This is a genomic window from Pirellulales bacterium (assembly GCA_036499395.1).
GTDB lineage: Bacteria > Planctomycetota > Planctomycetia > Pirellulales > JACPPG01 > JACPPG01.
In genome coordinates this window covers 239,408-255,385 of sequence record DASYDW010000068.1, presented here as the reverse complement: position 1 = coordinate 255,385, position 15,978 = coordinate 239,408, and the positions used below count along the sequence as shown (strand labels likewise).

At 60.3% G+C, this 15,978-nt stretch carries 13 protein-coding genes and 1 pseudogene; 12 read left to right on the top strand and 2 right to left on the bottom strand.

Annotated features, from left to right (window positions below; genetic code table 11):
- Window positions 1-258: 258 nt before the first annotated feature.
- The 11 genes from VGN12_13700 (at window position 259) to VGN12_13650 (ending at window position 12,099) form a co-directional block, all read left to right on the top strand.
- Window positions 259-753: a hypothetical protein gene (locus VGN12_13700; GenBank protein ID HEY4310500.1), complete on the top strand. Its 495-nt coding sequence runs from the start codon at window positions 259-261 to the stop codon at window positions 751-753.
- A gap of 168 nt (window positions 754-921) precedes the next feature.
- On the top strand, window positions 922-1,809 hold the full coding sequence (locus tag VGN12_13695; protein HEY4310499.1) for an alpha/beta fold hydrolase: 888 nt from the start codon (window positions 922-924) through the stop codon (window positions 1,807-1,809).
- Between the two features lie 241 nt (window positions 1,810-2,050).
- Entirely contained in the window at window positions 2,051-3,166 is a 1,116-nt protein-coding gene (locus VGN12_13690) for a hypothetical protein (GenBank protein HEY4310498.1), read from the top strand.
- A gap of 144 nt (window positions 3,167-3,310) precedes the next feature.
- On the top strand, window positions 3,311-4,774 hold the full coding sequence (locus VGN12_13685) for an aldehyde dehydrogenase family protein (protein ID HEY4310497.1): 1,464 nt from the start codon (window positions 3,311-3,313) through the stop codon (window positions 4,772-4,774).
- A 126-nt stretch (window positions 4,775-4,900) separates the two neighbouring features.
- Window positions 4,901-6,049, top strand: coding sequence for an iron-containing alcohol dehydrogenase (locus tag VGN12_13680; GenBank protein HEY4310496.1), 1,149 nt, complete (start codon window positions 4,901-4,903; stop codon window positions 6,047-6,049).
- Window positions 6,050-6,284: 235 nt separating this feature from the next.
- Window positions 6,285-7,379, top strand: a complete 1,095-nt coding sequence (locus VGN12_13675; GenBank protein ID HEY4310495.1) for a PQQ-binding-like beta-propeller repeat protein — start codon at window positions 6,285-6,287, stop codon at window positions 7,377-7,379.
- 116 nt (window positions 7,380-7,495) lie between these two features.
- Window positions 7,496-8,800, top strand: a complete 1,305-nt coding sequence (locus VGN12_13670; protein ID HEY4310494.1) for a coproporphyrinogen-III oxidase family protein — start codon at window positions 7,496-7,498, stop codon at window positions 8,798-8,800.
- An 82-nt stretch (window positions 8,801-8,882) separates the two neighbouring features.
- Window positions 8,883-9,449, top strand: coding sequence for a hypothetical protein (locus VGN12_13665; GenBank protein HEY4310493.1), 567 nt, complete (start codon window positions 8,883-8,885; stop codon window positions 9,447-9,449).
- A gap of 72 nt (window positions 9,450-9,521) precedes the next feature.
- Window positions 9,522-10,841 carry a glycosyltransferase family 4 protein gene (locus tag VGN12_13660; GenBank protein HEY4310492.1) on the top strand — a complete coding sequence of 440 codons (1,320 nt, stop codon included), beginning with the start codon at window positions 9,522-9,524 and terminating at the stop codon, window positions 10,839-10,841.
- Complete coding sequence (locus VGN12_13655; protein HEY4310491.1) at window positions 10,838-11,311, top strand: thioesterase family protein; 474 nt, start codon at window positions 10,838-10,840, stop codon at window positions 11,309-11,311. The genes VGN12_13660 and VGN12_13655 overlap by 4 nt, the downstream gene beginning before the upstream one ends.
- Before the next feature lie 101 nt (window positions 11,312-11,412).
- On the top strand, window positions 11,413-12,099 hold the full coding sequence (locus VGN12_13650) for an ABC transporter ATP-binding protein (protein ID HEY4310490.1): 687 nt from the start codon (window positions 11,413-11,415) through the stop codon (window positions 12,097-12,099).
- Between the two features lie 26 nt (window positions 12,100-12,125).
- On the opposite strand, the gene VGN12_13645 is transcribed toward VGN12_13650, so the two are convergent.
- Window positions 12,126-12,674: a DUF420 domain-containing protein gene (locus VGN12_13645; protein ID HEY4310489.1), complete on the bottom strand. Its 549-nt coding sequence runs from the start codon at window positions 12,672-12,674 to the stop codon at window positions 12,126-12,128.
- A gap of 220 nt (window positions 12,675-12,894) precedes the next feature.
- Between VGN12_13645 and VGN12_13640 the strand changes: the two genes are divergently transcribed.
- Window positions 12,895-14,925 carry a glycosyltransferase family 39 protein gene (locus tag VGN12_13640; protein ID HEY4310488.1) on the top strand — a complete coding sequence of 677 codons (2,031 nt, stop codon included), beginning with the start codon at window positions 12,895-12,897 and terminating at the stop codon, window positions 14,923-14,925.
- A gap of 151 nt (window positions 14,926-15,076) precedes the next feature.
- Here the strand turns inward: VGN12_13640 and VGN12_13635 are convergent.
- Window positions 15,077-15,919, bottom strand: a pseudogene (locus tag VGN12_13635) (SAM-dependent methyltransferase).
- Between the last annotated feature and the right edge of the window lie 59 nt (window positions 15,920-15,978).

The window sequence follows — 15,978 nt, the reverse complement described above, 5'->3', positions numbered from 1 at the left end:
GGTTAGCTTTCGACCCAACTTGATTGTCCTCTCCGCGCCCAGGCAGACCCTCTCTCGCTCAGACCAGGGTGCGGATGAACACTGACTGCACTCGCGGCCGTGGCGCAAGTGCTTGTCATCATGAGCACTAATGACTCTAGGGGGTATCACGTTTATGAACTGGCTCGAGCGCAAGCTCTGCCAAAATGCTCGACTTTCTCCCCCCGAACTGCTTATACTGGACGCAGTTCCCAGCGAATGTCGAGAAAGGCCTAATTGATGCAAGACCGTCAGCCAACTCCCCCGCTCTTCACTCAAGTCGAAATCTCGGCCGGTACCCTCTCCAGCGCCCCTGTCCAAGATCGCACGGAAAACGAACAAACTCGTTTGCTGCGCGACCTGGTGGCTGCGCAAGACCGGCAGAACGAGCTACTGGAAGAGCTGGTTTCCCAGGTTGGCACCGCCGTCAACCAATTCGGCGCCGCGCAACGCCAGCGCACGCAGGAATTGACGCAGTGGAAGGATGCCAATCCCTCCTTGGCGCGCGATTGCCGCAGTGCGGCCGAAGCGCTCTGCCGCGTGCAAACCGAGTTTTTGAATGTCTTGACGGCCGAGGTGAACGAGAATTCCGAGGCATTGGCGGACGGCGAGTTCATGCTCACCGAGTTCGTCGATCGTTTCGGCCCGCGGTTGGCTCATCTGAACGGCGTGTTACAGGTGCTGGCCCAATTGGGAAGCGCCGGAGCGCAACAGCCCGGCCAGACCGGGTCGTAATACTAGACATTCGCAAGCCGGGCCGGCTCGTTCTCGACCAATCGAGATACTTCGTGCTGCCGTTGCGCGCTCGCTCCCGCCGCGCCAGGCAACGATGTATCATCAGCGCAGTCCGGTTGAGCGGCGTCTGTGCCGGTCGGCACGGCGATAAATCGCAGGAGCTTGCGCGTGATCGTCGATCTGCTTAATGTCTCGACCGAAGATGGTCTACGGCTCGACGGCGCCCTGCGCACTCCGGCCGCAGACGTTTCGCCGTCACTGGGCGCCGACGTCGTGCTTTGTCTGCACGGGACGGGCAGCAATTTCTACGCCTCGAACATGATGGCCAGCCTGACGTCGGCCTTCGTCACCGCAGGCACGGCGGCGCTGGCCGCAAACACGCGGGGCCATGACGGCATCAGTTCGACCAACGCGCCGATTGGACGCCGGTTGCAAGGCGCTGCCTACGAAATCATCGACGCCTGCTGCCACGACGTAACGGCCTGGCTGGCGCTTCTGCGCGACCGTGGTTATCGCCGGCCGGCAATCCTGGGGCATAGCCTAGGCGCCGTGAAGGCAATTTACTCGCAAGTTCATCGCCCCGAGCCGGACGTGGCTTGGATCGTCGCCATCTCGCCTCCACGATTGTCGTACTCTGGCTTCCTCGAAGATTCGCGCGCCGAGGAGTTCCTGCGCGACTATGGCCGCGCTCATGATCTGGTACGGCATGGTCGCTCGCGCGAGTTGATCGAGATCCTCTTTCCACTGGCCTATGCCATCTCGGCCGAGGGCTATCTCGACAAGTACGGCCCTGAGGAGCGCTATGACATCCTCAAACTCATTCCGCGCGTCGGCTGTCCGCTGGTGATGACGTATGGCACGGCCGAGCTTCCCACCAGCGCCGCTTTCCGCGGCATGCCGGACGCGATTGCCAATCTGCCCGGCGGCCAGCGCCGACAAATGATGATCGTAGCCGGCGCCGACCACTTCTATGCCGGCATGTACAGCGAGTTGTGGTCGAATGTCGAGTTGGGATTGCGGCGCGTGGCCGGCACGCGCGCCGAATCAAGTACGTGAGCCTCGCCTAGTCATTTTGGGGAACCATCGCGCGATGGGAGTCACTGGCACCCCAGTCGCGGCGCATTATCCGGCAATCTTTCCCCCACCCGCGTGGCCCCCCGTCTGCTGGCAAGCAGGTCCGTCAGAAGTTACAACTATGGGTTACTGATTCGAGGGTCACCGGCCGGCCTTGTGCTCGCGCCCCCCCTTCCCTGCCCCGCCTGATGCATGCCCCCAACAGTTCCCGCTGGAGTCGAGAATGAGCGTTACCGAATCGGCCAACAGCACCGCTACGCCGGCAGCCGTGAAAGCGGCCCACGATAAACTCGATGCACACACGCACGAGATCGTTCAGTGGCACTTCCACGAATCGACCGGCTGCCCGTTCTGGCTCGAATATGCCAAGACGTTGAAATTCGATCCGCTGAAAGAGATCAAAACGTTCGCCGATCTGTCGAAGTTCGAACCCTTTCAAGACGAATGGCTGCGCGGCGGTCCGGTACGTCGCTGGGTGCCGAAGGCGTTTGCCGATCGCCCGATTTACGTCTTCGAAACGGGTGGCACCACGGGCATCCCCAAGAGCCGTATCGCGGTCGACGATTTCCGCACCGACTACTCGTTGTTCAGCGACACGTTGCCCGACGAGTACTTTCCCAAGGGATCGAATTGGCTCATGCTCGGCCCCTCGGGCCCGCGACGCTTGCGATTGGCCGTCGAACATCTGGCGCAACATCGCGGCGGCATCTCGTTCTGCATCGACCTTGATCCGCGGTGGGTCATCAAGCTCATTAAAAAGGGCTGGATGGAACACCTGGAAGCGTACAAAGAGCACTGCATCGACCAGGCGATTTCGATCCTTGGCGCAGGACATGACATTCGTTGCATGTTCACCACGCCCAAGCTGCTCGAGTCGCTGGCGAACGCGTTGGAAAAACGTGGCTCCAGTATCCACAAGGCAGGAATCACGGGCATTTTCTCCGGCGGCACCGAGTTCACGCCGCAATGGACCCGTTTCGCCACCGAGGAATTCCTCGAAGGCGTCTACATGACCCCCACCTACGGCAATACGTTGATGGGGCTGGCTTGCTCGAAGCCGGTTACCGCCGCCGACGGCTACAAGATCAGCTATTACGCCCCGCAGCCGCGGGCCGTGGCCGAAGTCGTGGATTTCAAAGATTCGAACCAGGTAGTCGGTTACGGCCAGACGGGTCGCGTCAAGCTGACCACACTAACCAAGGAATTTTTCGTGCCGGGCTTCCTCGAACGTGACGAAGGGGAACGCGAGGCACCATACGAGAAATACCCCTGGGACGGCGTCAGCGGCGTCCGCCCCTTCCATGAACTGGCCGAAGCTACGACGGTCGGCGTGTATTGACCCTACGCTGTCGATTGCAATGATTCGACTGCCATTCGCCACCGATCAGAAATATAGGTCGTTATAAGTAATCTCAGGATCTCAGGTATCGTTGAAGCCTGAGCCAAAGCGAACCACCAACGCCCGCCCACGGAGACTTGTGACGTGTTGAACCTGCCCATTCTGCGCTGGGGAAAGCCGTACGACTCGCTTGAGATCGACGAGGTCAAACACTTCCTCACAGCCGAACCGATCGCCAAGGTTAGCCAGGCCAACGGCGGCTTGCTGCAACGCGACATGCGCTTTGCGCAGCGAGCCCGCGACGTGCTGCGCGAGCTATCTCCCGAAGAATTGATTTCGCGCGTGAAGAAGGCAGCTGACCTTTATCTCAACGCCACCTTGCCGATGGGGGACGGACAGCAAAGTCCCCAGGAATTCGCCCGCCAGCAAAGCGCCTCGACTGGTTTGCCCGAGCACATGTGCAGCGGCAACATGCAGAAGAATTATTTCGTGCTATCGAATATGGATCGAATGCTCGATGCGCTGACGCGCGGGCTCGATTTGTCGATTTTGTCGCGAGGCTACGGCGTCGAAGGGCGCGGCGTCATCGTAAGTTATCAAGCTCAGGCGCCGGCCGTAGGGCTCGTATTGCCGTCGAACTCGCCGGGCGTACATACGCTGTGGATGCCGGTCATCCCCATGCAAGTCGGACTGGTGCTGAAGCCAGGTCCGCAGGAACCGTGGACCCCCTATCGTATGGCCGCGGCATTCGCCGAAGCGGGCGTGCCGCGCGAGGCGATCTCGATTTACCCCGGCGGTGGTGATGTAGGTGCCGCGGTGCTCGCGAATTGCTCGCGCAGCATGATCTTCGGCGGCACGGCGACCGTCGAACGATACAAGGGAGACCCGCGAGTCCAGGCACACGGCCCCGGCTTCAGCAAGATTCTACTGGGCGATGATTGCGTCGATGATTGGGAAAAGTATATCGATGTCATGGCCGACAGTGTTTACCTCAATAGCGGTCGCGGCTGCATCAACTGCTCGGGTATCTGGGCATCCCGCCACACCGAGAAAATCGCCGCCGCCTTGGCCGAACGCATCGGACCAATCGCTCCCCTTCCTCCGGAAGACCCGCAATCCGGGCTCGCCGCGTTTACCGTCGCTGGCGTCGCACCCGCGGTGTGGAATGCCATCGAGGTCGACCTGCGCGAATCCGGCGTGAAGCACTCGACCGAGAAGTTTGGCCCACGACTGGTCGAGCAAGGTCGCGCCGCTTATCTGCGTCCGACCGTGGTCGAATGCGATTCGCCGGATCGGGCGATCGCCAAGAAAGAATACATGTTCCCGTTCACGACCGTCGTAAAGTGCCCGCAAGAGAAGATGATTGAAGCCATCGGGCCTACCCTGGTGTGCAGTGCGATTACCGAGGACGCCAACTTCCAGCGTCAATTGACGGACGCCGTCCATATCGACCGCCTGAATATCGGACCGATCCCCACCATCAAGCTGGATTGGCTCCAGCCGCACGAAGGGAACATCGTCGAATTCCTGTTCCGCGCCCGGGCCTACCAGCTCGTGCCCGAGGCCGTGAAGCGTGTCGAGCGTGAAACGGCCGCCGCGCATGCCTGACGATCGAGGCGTGCCACAACCCGCTATCGGACTATCGAAACGAATGACGAACCGCCATTGACGTTACTTCGCCCGCTGATGCCGTTCGTCATTCATCACTCCACATTCCTCGTTTAGTCCCCGCGTATGGACTCCTTTGACTTCCAGCCGCGAACGCGCATCATCTTCGGCGCTGGCCGTTTGAATTCGCTGGGCGAACTGGCGAGCGAACTCGGCGCGCGGCGGGCACTGTTGGTCAGCGATCCGGGCATCGTGGCCGCGGGACATGCCGCGCGTGGCATCACGGCCCTGGAAAAAGCCGGCATCGAGACGCAACTCTTTAGCGATGTCGGAGAAAACCCCAGCACGGACCATGTCGAGGCTGGCCTGGCCCTCGCGCGGCGCTACGAGCCGCAATTGTTGATCGGCCTGGGGGGCGGCAGCTCGATGGATTGCGCCAAAGGAATCAACTTCGTTTATTCCGGCGGCGGTCGCATGCAGGATTATTGGGGCACGGGCAAGATGACCCGTGAAATGCTCCCCATGATCGCCGTTCCCACGACGGCCGGCACGGGGAGCGAAACGCAATCGTTCGCCTTGATCTCGGACGCCAAGACACACGTCAAGATGGCCTGCGGCGACAAGAAGGCCACTTGCCGCGTAGCGCTTCTGGATCCTGAATTGACCGTCACACAGCCGCGCCGTGTAACAGCGCTCACGGGCATCGACGCCATAGCGCATGCCCTGGAGACGTACGTCACGAAGCGGCGCAATCCCGTTTCGACGGCCTTCAGCCGCGAGGCCTGGCGATTGTTGTCCACGAACTTCGCGCGCGTGCTAGACGTGCCCGAAGACCTCGAAGCCCGCGGCGGCATGCAACTGGGCGCCTGCTTTGCCGGGCTAGCGATCGAGAACTCGATGCTCGGCGCAACGCATGCACTCGCGAATCCGCTGACCGCGCGCTACAAGCTGCCTCACGGCCAGGCGATTGCCCTGATGTTACCGCACGTGGTGCGCTTCAACGCGGCCGAGGTCAGCCGTTGGTACCGCGAGCTGGTCGAGTCAGTGCCGGCTAACGGCAAACCACGGCCGGCCGCCATCGCCGAAGATCTGGCCGAGACCATTACGACGCTGGTCACCAAGGCCGGCCTGGCCGCGCGATTGGCCGATTGCGGTGTCGAACGTGAAAAGCTGAGCGACCTGGCAACCGCCGCGTCGCGCGAATGGACCGGTGGATTCAACCCACGTACCGTGACCGAGGCGGACCTCCTTGAACTTTATCGCGCCGCCTATTAGCCGAAATTTCGATATTCGCATAAATGGGCTACGCACCGTCGCTGAGGATCGACTTATGAAAGCCGCTTGTCAGCAGACGAAGTCGATGCAGGAATGCCGCCGTGCATGCTGCGTTCCAGTCGCTCTAGTCGCTCTGGCGTTCTTGGGCTGCACGCGGCCAGCGGCAACGCCAAAAGCCGATAAAGCCGTCGATACCCCCGCCTCAAAAGCTCCTGTCGCAGTAGCAGCAAAAGAATTGAAAGAACCGGCTGCCGTCGCGGACGAACCTGCCAACGAGAAGAGCGATTGGCCCATCTTCCGCGGCAACACTCTCTCGAACGGCGTGTCAGCGAGTCCGCTCGCGGGCGATCCCGCGCTGCTATGGAAGAAATCGTTCAAGGACGGCATGTTCGAATCGACCCCCGTCATCGAAGGGGGTGTCGTCTATGTGGGTGAGCTGAATGGTTATTTCTATGCACTCGACTTGGCAACAGGCGATGAGAAATGGAAATTCCATTCCGAGCTTGGCTTTCGGGCCCCCGGTGCCGTACGCGATGGCCTCGTCTACGTCGGCGACACCGAAGGGCGCTTTGTCTGCCTGGATGCCAGTAGTGGCGAACAGAAGTGGACGTTATCGACCGACGCGGAAATCAACGCTGGCGCGAACTTTTACAAAGACAACGTCCTGATCGGCTCTCAGAACGGCGCCCTCTATTCGTTGAATGCGAAAACTGGCGCTGAAGTCTGGAAGTATTCGATCGACAATATGATCCAATGCTCGCCGACGATCGTCGAAGATCGCGTCTTCCTGGCCGGCTGCGATAGCATCCTGCACATCATCAATGTCGAGACGGGCGTGCGAGTCTCGCAGGTCGACATTCAAGATCCCACCGGCGTCACTCCGGCGGCCGTGGGGGATCTGATCTATTTCGCAACCCAGGGGGCGCGCGTCTTCTGCGTGAACTGGCGTGAAGCGAAAGTGTCCTGGGTCTACGAACATCCAAAAAAGAAATCGCCCTACCAGTCTTCGCCTGCAGTCTCCGGCGGCATTGTGACGATCGGCGGACGCGACCGTATGATTCATGGCCTGAAGGCCGATTCCGGGGACGAACTGTGGACGTTTCCCACCCGCCGGAATGTCGACGCTTCCCCCGTCATTGTTAAAGATCGCGTTTACGTCGGAGCCGGGGACGGGCGGATCTATGGGTTGAATCTGGCCTCGGGTGAGAAAGTATGGGAGTATGAAGCGGGCGGTGACTTTGTCGGCTCACCGGCAGTCGCGGCCGGCCGCATGGTCGTCGCAGGCGGCGCCGGCGACGTGTTTTGCTTTGGCACTCCTCCCGACAAATAAATTACGCGCCTTAAAAACAAACAGGTGAGTCCCGGGGGCGGCCGGGCCATCTCAGACGACATCTTCAAAAGACCTTAGTCGCGGCCGCAACCGTCGGCCCGAGCATGGCGAGGATTATGTCCACGGAAACCGTCAAAACCGAGGTTGGCAGCTATTTCATTGCCAACTATCCCCCGTTCTCGCAGTGGACGACCGAAGCAGTGGACGACGTGCGCGCGGCACTGGCCGCACCGCCGGCCGACGTGCCGCTGGGTCTGTATTTGCACATCCCCTTCTGCCGCAAACGCTGCAAGTTTTGCTACTTCCGCGTTTATACCGACAAGAACGCTGAGGGAGTCGAACGTTATGTGGCGGCGCTAGCGCGTGAAATCGAATTGGTCAGCCGGCTACCCGTGATGGGAAAGCGACCATTTCGCTTTGTTTACTTTGGCGGTGGCACGCCGTCATTCTTAAGTGCCCGGCAGCTAACGTCGTTGGTCGACCGCTTGCGTGCGAACATCAACTGGGACCAGGCCGAGGAAGTCACCTTCGAATGCGAGCCCGGCACGCTCTCGCAGCCAAAGCTTGCCACGCTCAAGGAACTGGGGATCACGCGACTCAGCCTGGGCATCGAGAATTTCAGTGATGCCGTGCTCGAAGAAAACGGCCGGGCCCATCTATCGGGCGAAGTCTACAAGGCCTGGGATTGGATTACAGCCCTTGGCTTTCCGAACACCAATATTGACCTGATCTCGGGCATGGTCGGCGAAACCGAAGCCAACTGGCACGATTGCATTCGCCGCACGATCGATCTGGCCCCGGACAGCGTCACGATTTATCAAATGGAGTTGCCGTTCAACACGGTTTACTCGCAGGACATTCTCGGCAACAAGATCGAAACCCCCGTCGCCGACTGGCCCACCAAGCGGGCTTGGGTCGATTACGCCTTCGATCAACTTTCCGCGGCCGGCTACTCGGTGTCGAGCGCTTACACCATGGTGCGCGATGCCTCGAAGGTGAATTTCAGCTACCGCGACAACTTGTGGCGCGGCAGCGACCTGCTGGCCACCGGGGTCGCCAGCTTCGGCCACGTCTCGGGCGTGCATTACCAGAACCTGCCGGACTGGGAAAGCTATCTGTCGACGCTCGAAGCAGGCGAATTGCCAGTCTCACGCGGCCTGAGGCCGACGAAGCACCAGTTGCTAGTGCGCGAATTGATTCTGCAATTGAAGACGGGCAAGATCGACTTCAACTACTTCCGCGACAAGTTCGGGGTTGATGCTCTTTCGGACTGGCAGCAAGTCTGGCAGCACTACGTCGACGAAGGCTGGCTGTCGATCAATGGGAACCGCGTCCAGTTGACGCGCGAAGGGTTGCTGCGAGTCGACTCGCTATTGCCTCCATTCTTCGAGCCGGAACACCAAGGGGTGCGATACACGTAACCGAAGCGCATCCCCCCTGCCCGCATCAAACGCCCTCCCCTGCCATGCGGACCTTCCCCGAAACACCCGCCGAGATGCAACCGTGTTGGAAACCGATGCCCCGCAACCGCTGACCCCGGATCTGGCGACGCTGGTCGCGCTGTTCTACGACTCACCGCCGACTCTGGGCTCGTTCGACTGTGTCGAAGCCCGCGATATGCCGCTCCGTTTTGCTTCGCTGCTCGCTCACGAGGAGCACATGACGGTGACGGTCGAACGGTTCCATAAAAGTTCCGTCGATGTAACGGTGCTGGATCGTCAGATTACGCCGTCGCATTACGCCCGCAAGATCCTGCTCTCGCGCCAAAGCGATGGCGGTGTCGTACAATATGGCATCATGCGGGTGAACTTCGCGTACCTCGAACCGATTGTCCGTCGGCAGATCGAGGCCGAAGATACGCCGCTCGGTCGCGTACTGATCCAGAACAACGTGTTGCGACGCGTGCATCTCGCCAGCCTGTGGCGCGTCACGGCCGGCGAGGAATTGGCGCGATTGTTCGATATGACGCCGGGCGAAATCACTTATGGCCGCACGGCGCTGATCATGTGCAACGAGGAGCCGGCAGTTGAGCTTTTGGAAATCGTCACGCCGCTGGCCGACCCGACCTAGCACGGTATCGCACCCTCACGTGTCACGGTGCCGGTCGCAGCGAATGGGGGCAGGTCGCCTTTCGAACGCGCCATGAAAATCGTCTATCTTGCCGCCGGCGCCGGGGGAATGTATTGCGGCAGTTGCCTGCACGACAATACGCTGGCCGCTGCGCTCCTGGATCTGGGCGAAGACATTCTGCTCGTCCCAACCTATACGCCGATTCGCACCGACGAGGCGGACGTCAGCGAAAAGCGCGTCATGTTCGGCGGCATCAGCGTCTACCTGCAGCAAAAGTGGTCCCTGTTTCGCCACACGCCCTGGCTGCTCGACAAACTGTGGGACCGCCCCAAGCTGATCGACTGGTTAGCCCGCCGCAGCATCAGCACTGCCGCCGAAGATTTGGGCGACCTTACCGTTTCGATGCTACGCGGCGAAGAAGGAAACCAGCGCAAGGAAGTCGAAAAGATCGTCCATTGGCTGGCCCATGATGTTCGCCCCGATATCGTTCATCTTTCGAACTCGATGCTGGTCGGCATGGCGCGCGAGATTCGCCGCAAATTGAACGTGCCGATCGTCTGCACCCTCTCGGGCGAAGATATTTTTCTCGAGAAGCTCGCGGCACCACACTATCAACAGGCGCGCGACGCGCTGCGCGAACGGGTCAGCGATGTAACCGCGTTTGTCTCGTTGAATCAGTATTATGCCGATTTCATGGTCGACTACGCCGGCATCCCGCGCGAACGCATCCACGTCATTCCGCACGGGCTGAAATTGGCCGGCCACGGAGGACAGCCGCGACGCACCGACGGCCCGGAATTCACGATTGGCTACTTCGCCCGCATCTGCCATGACAAAGGGCTGCATCACCTGGTCGATGCGTTCACGCTGCTGGCCAAAGACTCGGATTTGCCTCCCATCTCGCTGCGGGTCGCCGGCTATCTAGGTGCGGCCGACCGCCCCTATTTGCAGGCATTGCAGCAAAAGCTGCAATCGGCAGGGCTGCACGATCGTTTCCAATATTTGGGAGAGCTCAACCGCGCGGGAAAGATCGATTTCCTTTCCTCATTGGATGCAATGAGCGTCCCCACTGTCTATCGCGAAAGCAAGGGGCTCTCGATTCTCGAAGCCTGGGCCAATGCCGTGCCGGTGGTGCTGCCGGAGCACGGTACGTTTCCGGAATTGATCCGCGATACGGGGGGCGGACTGCTGCACGAGCCCGAAAATCCGCAGGCCCTGGCCCGCGCTCTGCGGCAACTGATTCTCGATCCCGCCAGTGCCAGGAACTTGGGCTTGGCAGCACAACAGGCGATTCGCGATCGTTATACTGCCGAGACCATGGCGCGGCGAACGCTGGACCTGTACCGCAGCCTGGTGCCTACTTCTGTCTCTGAAAAGGCAATGCATCCGTGACCCGATCGACCAAAAGTCCCGTAACCGCGCCTCCGACGTTCCAGACGACGCGGCGCGTCGAATTTCGTGATACCGACGCCGCCGGCATCATGCATTTCTCGGCCTTCTTCAATTACATGGAGCAGGTCGAGCACGAGTTTCTGCGCCACATGGGCTTAAGCGTCATCACGCATGACGAAGAAGGAACGATCAGTTGGCCGCGCGTCAGCGCCAGTTGCGATTACCGTGGCGCCGTGCAGTTCGAGGACATTCTCGACGTCGAAGTGCAGATCATTCGCCAGGGGGAAAAGAGCATCACCTACGGATTTACTTTTCTGCACGGAAAACGCCCCGTCGCCCAGGGCCAGATTACGACGGTCTGCTGCCGCCTCGACGCCAAGGCTCCGCCACGGTCGATACCGATCCCCGACTGGATCGTTGCCAAGATTGCCAAGATCCCCAAGAGCAAGAAAAAAAAACGCGGCGGGTAACGCGTGCAGTGCCGTTGCTCGCGAACGTGCCTGGGCCGTCGTGAATTCTCGAACCGCGCGGTACTTGCCAAATACTCCGAATAAAGCTGGAAATTGTCCTCATGGCCGAACTGATCGTTCAAGACATCACGCGCGAGTTTGCCACACGTGGAGAGCCGCTGTCGGTTCTGCGCGGCTGCGGATTGGAACTCGCCGCAGGCGAAAGCGCGGTCATCGTCGGCCCCAGCGGCTCGGGCAAAAGCACGTTCTTGTACATCGTCGGCACGCTCGATCGTCCCACCAGTGGCACAGTACGATTGGCCGCCGACGACCCCTTCGCACTCGACGAGCAGGGCCTGGCCGCCTTTCGTAACGAGCGCATCGGCTTTGTATTCCAGGACCATCACCTGCTGCCGCAATGCTCGGTGCTGGAAAACGTGTTGGTGCCGGCCTTGGCCGGCGGCGGCGTCACCGCGGACCTGGTCACCCGCGCCCGCGACTTATTGTCGCGAGTCGGTCTCGCAGGGCGCTTAGAGCATCGGCCGGCCGAGCTTTCCGGCGGAGAGCGTCAGCGGGCCGCCGTCGCCCGCGCGCTTTTGCGGCGTCCGCAGTTGATCCTGGCCGACGAGCCGACCGGAAATCTCGACCGCACGAGCGCCACCGCGATCGGCGATCTGCTGCTCGAGATGCAAGAGCGAGAAGGCACGATGCTGATCGTCGTCACGCACAGCCTGGAGCTGGCCCGCCGCTTCGGCCGGCAGTACGAGTTGGATGATGGGCGGCTGAAACAGGTCGCGCTTTCCGCGTGACGCGACTCGGACCGTTTCGCGCGTCTTTACGCCACAAAAGCCAGCACGTAGAAGATCCAGCCGGTCAGGGCCGTGAAGCCCATGTCGATCGCCGCCAGCCAGGCCCAGAACTTATGGCTCGTACTGTAAGCATTGGGCACCGGCGGTTTCGGAAATCGGCGCAGCCCCTGCACGATGACCCACACCCACAGCAGGCTGGTCGTCACGGCGAAGAAAAGGTGAATGCCCAGGGCCGTAAACACCAACCCCGGCACCTCGGGCCGATGAAGAATCTTCAGATAGAACGTCGACAGCAGCCGGCTGGGTGCGGTCATGGGGGCATAAAACCGCGATGCTTCGGCGCGCTTCATCCAGCCGTTGATTCGCATATCGGCTTCGAACAGTGCCACGGTCACCAGCAGGACCAACCCCAAAGTCAGTTGAATTCGCTTGTGCCACGCATAATTTCGCCGGTATCGCACTACATAAATGCTCGCGGCCAGGATCACCAGCACGGCGAACATCGCCAGGAAGACCACGTCCAGCATCAGCGACGCGCGGGTGCCCAGAAATCCGTCAATCCGCAAGCGATCCATAAAAATCGTCGATCGGTCCAAGAAATGCGCGAAACCGGCCAGCCGGACTCCGAGGCGATTCTAGCCCCTGGCTTTGCGAGCCGACAGAGGAGTTTCATTTAGGCACGATACGCCCTTCAATGGGCGAGACAAGATTTCCCACGGCAATCGTATTGACGACGGGCGTTGCGCCCGACCAGTCTAGAAGAGTGTGTCACAGCCGCTCACTCGCTGCTATCTGATGATGCTTCGATCTTCCATTTTCGCTGTCACTCGCTTCGCGGGATGGCTGCAGGGCCCACTGCCTGTCGCATTGCTCATCGCTGCGCACCTGGCGCTTGGCATCAGCGCCGTGAATCGCAAATCGATAACCTATGACGAAGGGATTCACGTCACCGGCGGACTCAGTTACTGGAAGACCAACGACTACCGCTTGCAGCCTGAGAATGGCAATTGGTCGCAACGATTTGTCGCCTTGCCCGCTTGGCTGGGCGGATTCGTCGCACCTCCGTTTACCGGCGATGCCTGGCAGAATTCGGACGTCCGCATCCTCGAAAACGAGCTCTTCTATGGCGTAGGCAACGACGCGGACACCTTACTGCGTGATTCGCGGCTGATAATGGCCATTCCCAGTGCGATGTTGGCACTGACGGTCTATCTTTGGTCGCGTAAGCTGTTTGGACCGACAGGCGGCCTGGTGAGCCTGGCGCTATACGCCTTCTCGCCGAGCATGCTGGCCAACGGATTTCTGACAACGTCCGACCTCTTCGCCACGCTCTTCTTCCTGACGGCGATGGCCGCCGAATGGCGCCTGCTGAATCGGCCCTCCCCGGGGGCACTGATCATCGCCGCTCTTACGATGTCCGGCTTGCTGCTGTGCAAGTTCTCGGGCGCGCTTCTCATTCCAATGGTCCTGATCTTGGTCGCCATTCGCGTTTTTTTCGACCCCCATGACGACGACGCGATACTCTCCCGAAACCGGCTTCGACAATCGACGCGTCACCTCGCGCTATCGATACTTTTGCTCGCACTGCAAGTTCCTGTTGTGGTTGGCGTGATCTGGGCTTCCTACGGCTTTCGATACTCGGCCTTCGCTCCCGGAGCCGAGGCAATTCGGTTCGAAACGCCTTGGCCTGACATCGAGGCTGGCAGTCCGGCATGGCTGCGAGCGCCGCTCACTGTGGCTCGTACTCGACACTTGCTCCCCGAGGCTTACCTCTACGGGTTTGCTACTACAGTCAGGATGTCACAAACGCGAAAGGCCTTCTTTCTGGGCGAGTTCACCGATACAGGCCGAATCTACTATTTTCCCACTAGCGTCGCCGTCAAAACACCGCTGGAAGTGTTCGTTCTGTTGATCATTGCCGCGTTCGTCGCCGTCAGAAAGGTGATCGAGGGTTCAGAAAAACAGGCGGATCGCAATTGGCCCCTCGATGCCGCACCGCTATTCGTCCTGATCGTAGTTTATCTCGCGGTCGCAATGCGCAGCGGCTTGAATATCGGGCATCGCCACATCCTGCCGATTTACCCGCCACTCCTCATTCTGGCGGGCGCGAGCGGCCTCGCCTTCGACGCACGGGCAGCCTCGCTAATGCGGCTGTCCGTAATAAAAGGAATTCGCGCGATTGTGCTGCTGCTTATCGCGACTAGCGCCTTCACGGCGTGTTTGATCTGGCCCAACTATCTCGCCTACTTCAATCTCATCACGGGTGGGCCGGCTCACGGATACCGATGGTTCGTCGACAGCTCACTCGACTGGGGTCAGGACCTGAAGGGGTTAAAATCCTGGTTGAATGAACAATCTCGAGACACCAGCCCCCCGCGAACATACCTCTCGTATTTTGGTGTCGCACACCCCGCCTATTACGATATTCGGGCTGAACTTCTTCCCTGCCGAGGCATCGTCCGTCCCGCTCAGCTCCCCACGCCGTTAACTGGCGGCACCTACTGCATCAGCGCAACGATGCTGCAAGCCGTCTATTTGCTCCCCTGTGGTCGCTGGAATGTCGATTACGAGAAACTGTATCAGAACTCGCTCCAATTCCTGCCAATGATCGACACCTCGCGCGACTTTGCGACCTTTCCCACAGACGTCCGAGAAGCGTGCAATGTCTCCGAGCAACTGCGATTTGCCAGGCTCTGTAGCTTTCTGCGGGCGCGCGAACCTGACGACAATATCGGCCATTCGATCTTGATCTACCGCCTGACAGACGACGACGTTCGCAAGGCGCTCGACGGACCGCCGTGCGAATTGCTACCTCGGCCCGAATGAGGCACCCCACGCCGAATTAGCCACAGGACCTTCTAACGGAAAACGCGATTTATACACGCGGCGTCTACCGCGTCGTGCGACAGATCGTGCCAATTCTCGCCTCTAAGGTGCCGCCCCTCGGCTCGCGTGACGCCCTCACCGGATACGGTATCTATGCCGCGTCGGCGACCGCGAGGCGATAAAACTCGTAGCCGCGAAGCAACCGCGGCGTTGGCGGTAGATAGCGGCGACGATACTCGACCGACCCTAGGTCCTCGCGCCATTGAAAACCGTGCGCCGCAAGATAAGACGGCAATTCTGCCGTATCAAAGCCAAAGGTCCATTCCTCCCCCGCCTGCGCCAAGGTTCGGCGCAGCGCCACGATCCCTGGAAACGTTGATGACTCGTTCAAGACATCGTTGTGGACGTACGTGAACACCACGCGGCTGCGCGGGGTAAGTTGCCGTATCGAGTCGAAGGTATCGGCAACCGCCGCGGCGGCCAGGTAATTCGTCACTCCTTCCCAGATCCATAACGTTGACAGCGCGGATGACAGGTTGGCCTGCGTCAGTCGCGAATCGAACCGCTGAGAATTAAAATCGACGTCAACGAATTTTACATGATCGGGGAGGACGCCCAGCCGGCGCACCAGGCAGACCTGCTTGGCGCGCTGCGTCGCCGGATGATCAACCTCATAAACGCGCACCTGGCTGATGCCCGGCAGCCGGTAAGCGCGACAATCCTAACCAGCCCCCAGGATCACGACTTGCTCGATCCCCCGGGCTAACGCGGCGCGAACTTCGCCGTCGATGAAGCAGGTCCGCGCAATCGCCGAGGTGCGTGCTCCCGGCCAGCGAGCGTCGATCAGCCGAGCAATCGTCGCATTCACCAGCGGCCAGCGTGTTGCGGTGACGACTCGCCTCAGCCAGGGGCGCAGAAATGCCTGGGCAAAGGGATCGTCGAACAACCGCTTGCCCGCGGGACGCGCTGACTCCAGCGCGCGAAACAAGGCCATGTACTCGGCCGTAGTGCTGGCTTGATTCGCATTCATCAGATCGTCAAGGCGGATATCGG